Source organism: Arenibacter aquaticus, assembly GCF_003957295.1.
GTDB lineage: Bacteria > Bacteroidota > Bacteroidia > Flavobacteriales > Flavobacteriaceae > Arenibacter > Arenibacter aquaticus.
Map to the genome: position 1 here is coordinate 343,913 of NZ_RQPJ01000021.1, position 11,709 is coordinate 355,621.

10 protein-coding genes are annotated in these 11,709 nt (G+C 41.3%); 7 read left to right on the forward strand and 3 right to left on the reverse strand.

Annotation, left to right across the window (positions count from 1 at the left end; genetic code table 11):
• Window positions 1–316: 316 nt before the first annotated feature.
• Together EHW67_RS17380 and EHW67_RS17385 are read left to right on the forward strand one after the other, a co-directional pair.
• Complete coding sequence (locus EHW67_RS17380) at window positions 317–1,003, forward strand: 3-keto-disaccharide hydrolase (RefSeq protein WP_126163659.1); 687 nt, start codon at window positions 317–319, stop codon at window positions 1,001–1,003.
• A 122-nt stretch (window positions 1,004–1,125) separates the two neighbouring features.
• Window positions 1,126–1,824, forward strand: a complete 699-nt coding sequence (locus EHW67_RS17385; protein WP_126163660.1) for a protein-L-isoaspartate(D-aspartate) O-methyltransferase — start codon at window positions 1,126–1,128, stop codon at window positions 1,822–1,824.
• Between the two features lie 90 nt (window positions 1,825–1,914).
• Here the strand turns inward: EHW67_RS17385 and EHW67_RS17390 are convergent, their stop codons facing one another.
• On the reverse strand, window positions 1,915–2,490 hold the full coding sequence (locus EHW67_RS17390) for a pseudouridine synthase (RefSeq protein ID WP_126164132.1): 576 nt from the start codon (window positions 2,488–2,490) through the stop codon (window positions 1,915–1,917).
• A gap of 141 nt (window positions 2,491–2,631) precedes the next feature.
• Entirely contained in the window at window positions 2,632–3,939 is a 1,308-nt protein-coding gene (locus EHW67_RS17395) for an alpha/beta hydrolase family protein (RefSeq protein WP_126163661.1), read from the reverse strand.
• A 139-nt stretch (window positions 3,940–4,078) separates the two neighbouring features.
• Here EHW67_RS17395 and EHW67_RS17400 point away from each other — a divergent pair, with 139 nt between their 5' ends.
• Both EHW67_RS17400 and EHW67_RS17405 read left to right on the forward strand, forming a co-directional pair.
• The gene (locus EHW67_RS17400) at window positions 4,079–4,645 is read left to right on the forward strand and encodes a Fur family transcriptional regulator (protein WP_317126890.1); all 567 of its coding nucleotides are present in this window, start codon (window positions 4,079–4,081) and stop codon (window positions 4,643–4,645) included.
• 54 nt (window positions 4,646–4,699) lie between these two features.
• Window positions 4,700–6,694 (forward strand): heavy metal translocating P-type ATPase, encoded by a 1,995-nt coding sequence (locus EHW67_RS17405; protein ID WP_126163662.1) that lies wholly within the window; start codon window positions 4,700–4,702, stop codon window positions 6,692–6,694.
• A gap of 37 nt (window positions 6,695–6,731) precedes the next feature.
• Here EHW67_RS17405 and EHW67_RS17410 read toward each other — a convergent pair whose 3' ends face one another.
• On the reverse strand, window positions 6,732–8,042 hold the full coding sequence (locus tag EHW67_RS17410; RefSeq protein ID WP_126163663.1) for an MFS transporter: 1,311 nt from the start codon (window positions 8,040–8,042) through the stop codon (window positions 6,732–6,734).
• Between the two features lie 255 nt (window positions 8,043–8,297).
• Between EHW67_RS17410 and EHW67_RS17415 the strand changes: the two genes are divergently transcribed.
• The 3 genes from EHW67_RS17415 (at window position 8,298) to EHW67_RS17425 (ending at window position 11,702) form a co-directional block, all read left to right on the forward strand.
• Window positions 8,298–9,389 carry a nickel-binding protein gene (locus EHW67_RS17415; RefSeq protein WP_126163664.1) on the forward strand — a complete coding sequence of 364 codons (1,092 nt, stop codon included), beginning with the start codon at window positions 8,298–8,300 and terminating at the stop codon, window positions 9,387–9,389.
• Between the two features lie 386 nt (window positions 9,390–9,775).
• Entirely contained in the window at window positions 9,776–10,258 is a 483-nt protein-coding gene (locus EHW67_RS17420) for a cupin domain-containing protein (protein WP_238389979.1), read from the forward strand.
• 61 nt (window positions 10,259–10,319) lie between these two features.
• Window positions 10,320–11,702 (forward strand): FAD-binding oxidoreductase, encoded by a 1,383-nt coding sequence (locus tag EHW67_RS17425; RefSeq protein ID WP_126163665.1) that lies wholly within the window; start codon window positions 10,320–10,322, stop codon window positions 11,700–11,702.
• The last annotated feature ends 7 nt before the right edge of the window (window positions 11,703–11,709 follow it).

Here is an 11,709-nt window from a genome sequence, read left to right on the forward strand (position 1 = left end):
AGGCCAACAACTTTAGGGCTCTGGAAAGTTGTGGGGCCATAGGCGGAAAGAGGGATTTACAATTAGAAAAAAAAGGATGTATGCTGTATTAATTGCGATTTATAGGGGTAACGGGACCAATTTTGAATGGAAAGCAATATATTTATAGAGGATGTGAAAATGAAGAAGCGAGACAATTAGAAGTAAAAATCCAAACTGAAGGTTTGGATCAGTAAAGGGGTTGTTGTACCCTAAGGCATTAGGTGGTGCAAGGTGTAATAAAGACAATGCCGGAAGATTTGGGAATGTTTTAGTAAACCATATTTAATATAAATAGATGAAAAGTAAACACCTTGTTTTAATGGCTTTTTGTTGCCTAATGAGTTGTAATTCCCCATCCCCTAAAAGCCTCTTCAATGGAAGGGATTTGGATGGATGGCATGTAGATGTCCCTGAAATGGATAAGGACCCCAATGCTATAAATCCCTTTATCATAAGGGATGGCCTACTGGTAAGTTTGGGGAAACCTCAAGGGCATCTTATTACCGATGCCGTTTATAGTAATTTTAGATTGGAAGTGGAGTATAGGTTTGCGGGTGAACCAGGAAATTGTGGTGTGTTGGTCTTTGCCTCTACTCCCAGATCGCTGTATGATATGTTCCCTAAATCTATAGAGGTGCAAATGATGCACAAGAATGCAGGGGATTTTTGGTGCATTGTGCAGGATATTAGTACCGATAATATGGAAGAAAGAAGAGGGCCAAAAAAAGACTGGGGTATTACCGAAGGCAAGTTGAGGAGGATAAAGAACCTTACGGACGGGTCCGAAAAACCTTTGGGAGAATGGAATTCCATGACCATAGAGTGCCTTAACAATGAAATAAAGGTATGGGTAAATGGCGATTTGGTTAACCATGGTTACAATGCCACGGCAAACAGTGGACAAATAGCACTTCAGGCCGAAGGTGCGGAAGTAGAATTTAGAAAAGTCTTTCTCACCCCGATTACCTCGCTGACCCCATAAATTTCATTATTGGTACTTGGTGTAGGCGAACGTTTTTCTTGGATTAGGTCACTTTAGTGTCCTTAAAGTAGCTTTTTGTATCTTATACGTATTGGTTTTTTGCCACTGCAATTATAAATAAGATGAATGTAAAGCTTCTTTTTTTACTCACTTTTCTTCTCTTGGGCTTCAATTTCCTAGAGGCCCAGGACCAATATTTCAAGAAAAGGAAAGAAATGGTGAATACTCAGCTTCAGGATCGTGGAATAAGGAATCCCGCCACCCTTTATGCCATGTTAAATGTACCTCGACATCAATTTGTTCCTCAAGAACTTGTTGAGCATGCCTATTCTGATGGTCCCTTGCCTATTGGTTACGGGCAAACAATTTCCCAACCCTATATAGTAGCCTTTATGACCGAAACATTGAATTTAAGGTCATCGGATAGGGTATTGGAAATAGGTACGGGTTCGGGATATCAAGCAGCAGTGTTGGGTAAAATTGTAGATTCCGTGTACAGCATAGAAATTGTGGAGGAGTTGGCTCTTGCATCTAAAAATAGATTGGAGAAGCTGGGCTTTGACAATGTAATGGTTAAATGGGGAGACGGGTACCATGGTTGGCCACAAAAAGCTCCTTTTGATGCCATCATGGTAACAGCTGGGGCTGATTCTGTTCCACAGCCCTTATTGGACCAGTTGAAAATCGGCGGGCGTATGATTATTCCTGTGAGGACCAAGGAACATATTACCCAATTGGTAAAAGTGACCAAAAAAAAGGATAAAATTGTCACCAGAAAACTAATTCCGGTCCGGTTTGTGCCCTTTACAAGGAACAATTGATTTTTATGGGAGTTGATGGTATATAGGGGCATTTTTTACCAGAATTGCAATATGGTATAAACAGGGTTTATTTGATAATCTATAACAGCACTATAAGAGCAAATTGTCTAAAGGTGTTATATTTCCAGGGCACAGATCTTCTAGCAGAATATTTCCTATTCGTACTCTTATGAGGCGCAGGGTAGGAAAACCTACAGCGGCGGTCATTTTTCTAACTTGTCTAAACTTTCCTTCGGTAATAGTGATGCTTATCCAAGAAGAAGGACGGTGTCTTCCAGCCCTTATCCGCTTATCCGGTTCCGCTAAGGCAGGTAAGCTGTGTAACCTGCGAACGGTAGAGGGTTTAGTCTTATATTTTATACCGTGGAACCCAATTTGCACCCCTTGGCCCAATGTAATGATGGCTTCCTCCGTGATTTCCCCGTCTAACTGCACATAATATTCCTTCTGCACACCTGAGCGATTTATATGATCACTAAGTTTTCCGTTGGTGGTAAGTAGGAGCAAACCTTCAGATTTTTCATCGAGCCGCCCAATGGGCATAATACCATCAGGTAAATTATAGAGTTCACTTAAAAACCGTTTGTTCCGGGATTCCTTGGCATCATTGGAATGTAATTGGCTGAGCATGCCAAAGGGTTTGTAAATTTTAAAATGAAGGTGCATGGATTCCTTATATGCGGGGGTGGTTTTTATCAGATTTATTCTGTTTGCAAAGTTCACTATTTTTTTAAAGCCATACGAGGGTCGAGCTAAATATTTTGATAAGCCCGTTATAACATGATACGTCTATTAGGACAGCAGACTTTAATCCACAGCTTTGGCGTGTAGCAATTCCATTCCGGTGGAGGAACGCGGTTTAAATCCGGTCCAATCCTCCTCATTGGAATTTTCCTGTATCTCCAAATATTTTGAATAATCTTTTTGTTTAAGGTGAATCCCCAAAAAGGCTGTTAAGAAATGTTGGTTAACGTTATTTATTTTTCGCTCATCCCAGCTTGGTTCGGCATATCTATAGTATTCATCAATATGTAGGCCTTCTTTTAAGGATTCCACAGGTGGTGGATTGGGAGCTACATTATGTCTGGCATTTTTATAAGTTAGTAGGTAGCGGTTAGCATTTACGGCTCCACTATAAATAGCTTTGATACCTTTCTCGTAACCGGAAATGTCATCTTGATCGCCAGCAATAAAAAAGGTGGGTGTTTCAAGGCCTTTTAAACCGTTCATATCCCAGACCCCCCGCTCCATTCCCCATGGAGCAAAAGCCACTACTGCTTTTATCCTCGGGTCTACTTTATGATATTCGGGATTGCTCATAGTCAGTTTACTTATAGCGTTGCTGCCCCCGGTCATTTGTGTAAAAAAACCGGCGAGACCATCACTGTATCCGGCTCCGGCCACATTCAAAACCCCATAACCACCCATGGAATAACCAATGATGCCAATATTTTCTGAATCTATCATGCCGGATAAAATATGTTGCCTTCCATTTTTACCTATATCGGCCATCTCTTTTAAAATAAAGGAGATATCCTTGGCTCGGTTTAACAAAGTGCTGTGAAAAGCATTGGCGTCCTTAAAAGTAGATTCGGTATGGTCTATGGCCACTACCACATAGCCTTTGGAGGCTAAATTTTCGGTGAGATAGGTCATAAGAAATCTGGATCCCACATATCCATGGGACACGATCAATAGAGGAAAAGGTCCGTTCATGGTCAATGGAGAGGCATCTCTAGCCGCCCTACCATTAAAGGTGAAGGGCATTAATGGCCTTAAGGAATCATTGGCAGTGCCCATCACTTCATTGTAGGTGACAAATTCTTCAATTCCCTTGTCCAAATTAGCCGGGTACCAGACCTCCACTGTTAATGGCCGATCGTAAAGGGGGGCTGCACCGTTTTTGGACTTTAAGATATCTACCTGGTCCTTATTTACGAATTGCAAACTTTTGACCCCTACCTTATAGTCGCCTCTAATGGCCAACTCAGGAGCATCTGGAAGTGGGTCTCCATATATAAAGGAACTGGTCTGGGCATATAGTGTGCCGCTGAGAATAAAAATAACAAGTGAGATTGTATAAAGAATAGCCGGGTGTGGAAAGGTTTTTTTCATGTGGTGTTGCTTTTCTTTAAATGTACAAAATTTTAAAGGTATAATTTGATATGGTTTGGTATATATAGGTAATACATCCATGTACTAAGGATATTATAAACTATGGTATTTTGCAGGAGCCTGTTTTAGTAGCGGGTTGGTGGCCAACAGGACTTGGAATCAAAGGAGCATTGTACTTTATTTCTACTTCTATTTTAGGGATAGCGGGGAAAATAATACCTTGCTGTTCCAGATCTATATTGGTTTTAGGTCACCTTTAATATTTTGGGAATCTTCAAGGGAATTGGTTGATATGCAAGAAATTGAAAAACATTTAAAAGATTTGGGAATAAGACCAACTGCGATGCGTATTTTGATCTATCAGTTTATGGGGTCACAGAATGCGGCGGTTAGTCTTAGTCTGGTAGAGGAGAATTTTGATAAGTCGGACAGGACTACTCTTTACCGGACCCTAAAAACTTTTGAAGACAAGGGAATAGTCCATCAAATTGATGATGGAACGGGAATCCCAAAATATGCCTTATGTCAACATGAACATCAAGCGAAAAAACACTCGGATCTTCATTTACACTTTCATTGTACCCATTGCAATGAAACTATCTGTTTAACGGAGCATAGGATACCACAAATTAATCTTCCGGATGGATTTGTGCCCGAAGACATCAATATGCTCATAAAAGGGATATGCGATAGTTGTAGTGGGTAAATGCACAACCATTGCACGGACATTAATGGTAATTTTGTTTTAAAACATTGATTAATGTCCAATAAGAAGCAACACAGCAAATTAAATAATCACGCTCATGATCATGCGCATGGGGGAATTTTTGGAGAAAACACGGAACTTTATTTTTCAATTTTAAGTGGTTTTTTCTTTTTTTTAGGGCTTATTATGACTACTTGGTCCCAAGTTCCTGGATGGGCAGCGTTGATTAGCTACATAGCTGCTTATTTTTTCGGAGGATTTTATGCTTTGCTTGAAGCAGTGGAGAAAATGGGACAAGGCGAATTCGAAATCGATTTTTTAATGATCATTGCTGCTATAGGTGCGGCCTTCATTGATAGCTGGGGAGAGGGAGCACTTTTATTGTTCTTGTTTAGTTTGGGACATTCTTTGGAACATTACGCCATGGGCAAGGCCAAAAAATCCATTAAGGCATTGGGCGAGTTGTCCCCCAAAACCGCTTTGTTGAAAGATGGGGGTGATATTCGGGAAATCCCAGTAGGGAAATTAAAGTTGAACGATATTATTGTAGTAAGGCCCAATAGTAAAATTGCTGCCGATGGAGTAATAGTAAAAGGTAGCAGTAGTATAGATCAAGCGCCTATTACTGGGGAAAGTATTCCCATAGATAAGACTGCTCTCCCTACAAATACCCCAATAACCAATTTTGAGGAAATAGACTCGGAGCACAGTGTTTTTATGGGGACTATTAACGGGAACGACTTACTGGAGGTCCAAGTTTTAAAATTGAATGAGGATGCCACTATTTCACGTCTAATAAAAATGGTGAGTGCAGCTGAAACCAAAAAGTCGCCCACCCAAAGGCTTACCAAAAAATTTGAAAAATGGTTTGTTCCCAGTGTTGTTATATTGGTTCTAGGTCTTTGTTTTGCGTATGTATTTTTGGATGAAACCCCTAGGGAAAGTTTTTATAGGGCCATAACCGTATTGGTTGCTGCCAGTCCATGTGCCCTGGCAATCTCAACACCTAGCGCAGTATTGAGTGCCATAGCCAGGGCGGCCAAAAAAGGTGTGCTTATTAAGGGGGGGCTTGCTTTGGAAGAGTTGGGCAGCCTAAGGACTATTGCCTTTGATAAAACCGGTACTCTGACCGAAGGAAAGCCAAGGCTTACCAATGTACAGCCCATGAACGGTTTTGACAAAGAAGAGTTTCTTGAGTTGGTCTTGGATGTAGAAAGTTTAAGCACACACCCCTTGGCCAAAGCTATTTCCAAGGAGCTTGTAGAGGAATACGGGGTAGAAAGGAAGCAACTATCGTCCCAACTAAAGGTGGTTCAGGGAAAGGGGGTAGTGGCTTATTATAACGGAGATAAAGTGTATATAGGAAATCTCCAACTTATAAAGGATGCCAGTATTCCTATTGATGGGGATACTGCGCAAAAAATGGATGCACTGTTGGAAGACGGACATACCGTTATGCTGGTTGGGTACCGCGACAATCTGATTGGTTTATTAAGTGTTATGGATGCCCCACGTAAAGCTACGGCAGCTACTTTGGAACAATTGAAGGAAATAGGAATTAATAAGATGATTATGTTGACAGGGGATCACCAGGGGGTTGCCAATTCCATAGCTAGGCAAATTGGGCTTACCGAGGCCATGGGCAATTTACTTCCCGAAGACAAGGTAGAGGTTGTGGGCAAACTAAAAGAAAAAGAACGCAAGATAGCTATGGTGGGCGATGGTGTTAACGATGCCCCTGCCATGGCCATTAGTACAGTGGGGGTTGCCATGGGAGCCGCAGGCAGTGATGTGGCTTTGGAAACAGCGGATGTGGCCCTTATGTCCGATAAAATAGAAAGTCTACCTTTTGTAATTGGCCTAAGTAGACAATCCAAGGTAATCATAAAACAAAACCTGTGGATAAGTATGGGCATAGTGGCCATTTTAATTCCTGCAACCTTAATGGGATTGGCCAAAATAGGTGTCGCTGTGGCCATACACGAGGGTTCTACTCTTTTGGTGGTGCTCAACGCCCTGCGATTGCTTCGCTATGAGCTAGATAAATAACCCCCCCTTTGATTATTTATTCTAAGGAGGGCGGGTGTTATTCCACATTGGGCAATTGGGAGCTTACATAGGCGCCAGCCACCCCAAAAAGGGAGAGAACCAAAATGATACCTTCGGTGGAGATAGCTGCTGCAGCGGCACTGATCCCTCCGGTGATCAGTAGGATAAAACCAATAATTGTGTTGCTTACAGCTACGTAGTCTGTCCGCTTATTACCGCCGGCCATATCCACTATATATGTTTTTCTTCCCATACGAACCCCACTATGGGCAACACCTAGCACGAAAAAAGCGATAGGGTATAACCAATATTCGTTTCGGGCCCAAGGTATATAGCTGATAAGAACAAACATTATTATTCCAAGGAGGGAGGCTATTACAGCTGCAAAAGCCATTACATTTCGGCTCGACTTATCGGCCATTTTGCCCCATATGGGAGCGCTGATTACAGAGGCGAGTCCGTTTGCAATAATGAATAGTCCCAAGAGGTAGCTCTCCTTTCCCAGATAGGTTTGGGCCAATAACACATAAAAAGGAGCCGTTAAAGCAGAACACAACAGAAGGGAACGCGCAATGATGAACTGCCTAAAATGTTTATCGGAACGTACTATATCAATACGCTTAAACGCCTCTTTCCATCCATTTCGGCCACCGGAGGTTTCCCCTGGTAATTCACGTACTTGGGAGTAGATAAAAGCTGACAATAACCACATGGCACTAGCGAAAAATATAAGGTAGCTATAGAAGAGGATACCGGTATTACTGTTGGACTTATACAGCATATACAGCCCCACAATCAATACCAGAATTCCGGATACGGCAACAGTATATCCCTTTAATCTACCCCTGCGTGTCTTAGGGATGGTTTTACCCAATACGTCTTTGGACGCCACCGAACACAATCCTCTGGAGAGGCTAAAGGTCACTAGGAAAAGAATAACCAGCCAACCGGCCAATACCCCTTCTGTGGTCAAGGAAACGTAACCAATACCGATCATGGATGCACATTGTAGTATGGCCCCAATTACATATACCCATTTACGTTTACTCTTGGTACGGATAAAACTTGCTATTACAATCTGTGGAAGCATTGAGCCCGATTCACGGATGGGAACAATAAAACTTATTAGGTATACAGGTGCATTTATATAGCTCATTACCCAGGCCAAAACGGTTTTGGGGTTACTTAGGGTGTCGCCCAATTTGGTAAAGATGTTGCTGAGCATTAGCAAAAAGTAATTCCTGGGGGTATATTTACAGGCATCCTCATTAATATCCTTACAGATTCTTGCGTCCTCCTCGTTGTTTAAATAATCATATAGTTTCTCCGTGAAATGAATGGGCTTCATAGGCTATGGCAATAGTGGATAGTTAATTATTACAAGATATTCATTTAAGCACCACAGTCCAAGTTAATTGGTTTCTTTGAAGGCTTTATCCATGTGGCCCCGTTTGGTGTGGAAGTAGGTTTTATCGTAAATTAATCTGCAATATCCAGTCTGGGGCAATAACCAATAAAAGGTACTCTGTATTTGGTAAAATGAATAGACCAAAACAATCCATAACTAGATTAAAATCACTAAATTGTATACAAAAGAAAGCATATGCCAATTTTCATGGACCGTCATGATATTCCAGAAGAAATTACCGCAGCGCATGTGGCTCAAATGCATAGGGAAGATTTAAAAATAGAGCATTTATATGGCTGCAAGGGTATGACCTATTGGTGTGATGAAAAGCGCCGTACGGCATTTTGTCTTATAGCGGCACCCAATAGGAAAGCTATTCAAGATATGCACAATCATGCCCATGGCGATGTTCCCCATAGAATAATTGAAGTGGAAAGTGCCATAGTGGAATCCTTTTTAGGACGTATAGAAGATCCTGAAAAGTCCAAAAAGACCGAATTGAACATTATTAATGACCCTGCCTTTAGAATCTTAATGGTCATTAATGTTGACCGAAAATTCTTTAAAGGCTTGGTACGCGATCAATTATTAAAAGAATCCAGAGAAAGTATTGCAACAATTCAGTTCTTGGTACAACGCTTTTTAGGCAGGGTGGTAAGACAAGGTACATACAAATTTTTAGTGTCCTTTAATTCCGTTACCGCTGCTGTGCATTGCGCCCAGGCATTACATGCAAAAATCCGGCCCAAAAATGGATTATCGCCAAGTATAGGATTATATGCTGGGGTTCCGGTAACTGATAAGGATGGCATATTTGAAGATACCATAAAAAAAGCAGAGCACTTTAGTGATATGGGCTCGGAGAAAATTCTGTTGTCCAGTGAGGTGAAGGAATTATATGAGAGTGAAAATCAAAATATAATTTTGGACAGTGAGTTTATGAAAGCCCTTAGCTCAAGAGAAGAGGGGTTTGTTATTGCTTTAATGGACTGTATGGGGAAGAATTGGCAAGATCCGTATTATGGTTCCAAAGACTTAAGTAAAGACCTGGGCTACAGTAAATCACAATTATACCGTAAAATGCTCTCTATTATTGGAAAATCGCCCAATAATTTTATCAAGGAATACCGTCTTAATAAGGCTAAACAATTGTTACATAAAGATACAAAGACCATTTCCCAAATAGCTTATAGCACCGGTTTTAACAGTCCGGCTTACTTCTCAAAATGCTTTATGGATACTTTTGGAATTCTTCCCTCAGACTATATGCGTCTGTACGTGGCCTAACTTTTTCTTTTTGTATGGCCTTATGATTCAATTTTGTAATGAATTGAACAAAATTTAGACCTTCATCGCCCATATTTGTACTAATTTTATATCAACGATATCAACTATACCTACAGGATAATTTGACCTGTTTAAAAGTAAGAAATCCATTAGTGGCAATAAGATAGGACCACGGTATTGGATGTAGAAGCACCCCTCCTAGTTTTCTGAACAAATAGACCAGCAATTACCAATCATTGTACTTAAGTCCTGGGTTTACATATGGGAAGTACTGTGTACAATATATTTTCTGGGTTGTACTCTGCTGTCGTAAATCGTTCAGGTTTAATTGAATAGTAAACTCTTTTATTAACACAAACAGATTATTAACCTTAAAACTATTAGCCATGACAAAGAATGTTGTTTCTTCAAAATTTAAGATAGCGGTGTTCACCACCTTGTTGCTATTAAGTGCTTCCTTTTATGGCCAAAACCAATATGGGGAGGGAATGGAAATGTCCCTGGTGAGGACCCATGAGGACAAAGACTTAGATTGGGGCGGATGTACGTCTTTTATGCCCGAAGGTTGTACCGTAGCCGTATTGCACGGTAATCCCGCAAGTAAAAATTTGGATATTTTCTTTAAGGTCCCTGCTGATTATGAAATACCATCACATTGGCATACCTCGGTAGAACGTATGATTCTTGTTTCTGGGGAATTGCAGGTTACCTACGAAGGAGAACCCATGCAGACCATGAAAGTTGGGTCATATGCTTATGGTCCCTCAGCCAAGCCACATACTGCCAAATGTGTTGGTGCAGATCCATGTGTTCTTTTCATTGCCTTTGAAGAACCCTTGGATGCTTTTCCCATAGAGTCAAATAAGTAAGAAATTAACGAAGCAGAATGCTCGGAAGAGTGAAGTATTAACACACCTAAAATATATAATTATGGAAATGGTAACGGAAATGGATGCCGGACTTATAGCATCCTTTAAAAAACAAATAAGAGGGGAAGTGGTATTGCCGTCCGATGTAAATTTTGACGATAGCCGCAAGCTGTACAATGCCATGATAGATAAACGTCCGGGAATAATAGTCAAATGTGTGGATGTTGCCGATGTTATGGCTGCGGTAAATTTTGCTAGGGAAAACCATTTGCTGTTGGCAGTACGGGGCGGGGGACACAATGGAGGAGGATTGGGATCCTGTAATGACGGATTGGTAATAGACCTGTCTGGCCTAAAATCCATTCGTGTAGACACCTCCGACAATACCGTACGTGTGGGAGGAGGAAATCTTTGGGGAGAGGTAGATCATGCCACCCATGCCTTTGGATTGGCAATTCCTAGTGGAATGATTTCTACAACAGGAGTAGGAGGGTTAACACTGGGAGGTGGTGTAGGTTATCTTTCCAGAAAATTCGGTCTTACAATAGATAATTTATTGGACGCCGATATGGTGTTGGCCGATGGTTCTTTTGTAACCGTGAACGCAAAGCAGCATCCTGATCTTTTTTGGGCCATTCGTGGTGGGGGTGGTAATTTTGGGGTTGTAACGTCCTTCAAATTTCAGGCCCATCCTTTAAAAAATGTATTTGGAGGACCTACTTTATGGCCCATAGAGAAAATAGAAGAAATAATGGAGTGGTTTGATGATTTTATTCATGACGCTCCGGAAGACCTAAATGGGTTTATTGCCACCATGGTCATCCCTGGGGCACCTTTTCCGGAGTCATTGCACCATAGAAAGTTCTGTGGAATAGTCTGGTGCTATACGGGTCGCTCAGAGACCTTTCAGGAAGTTTTTAAACCTGTATTGGCCCAAAAACCAGAATTTGAACATGTAGGTGAAATGCCCTATCCTTCCATTCAAACAATGTTTGATGGACTTATGCCTCCCGGAATGCAATGGTATTGGAGGGCCGACTTTTTCAATAAATTAGGTCCAGAAGTTAGGGCTGGGCATTTAAAATACGGTTCAAAAATTCCGACACCTCTTTCGCAAATGCATTTATACCCCATAAGTGGGGCAGCAGCTAGGGTAGGAGATAAGGATACCCCGTGGGCCTATAGGGATGCAAAATACGCCGGAGTTATTGTAGGTGTAGATCCCGATCCAGCAAATGCCGATAAAATAACCAATTGGTGCAAGGATTATTACAATGAATTGCATCCACATTCCTCAGGGGGTGCTTATTCCAATTTTATGATGGAGGAAGGGCAGGAACGGGTAAAAGAAAGTTACCGTCAGAATTATGGGAAATTGGTAGAAGTTAAACAAAAGTACGATCCCAATAACCTGTTTAGGGTAAACCAAAATATAGCACCATAGAAGCGAA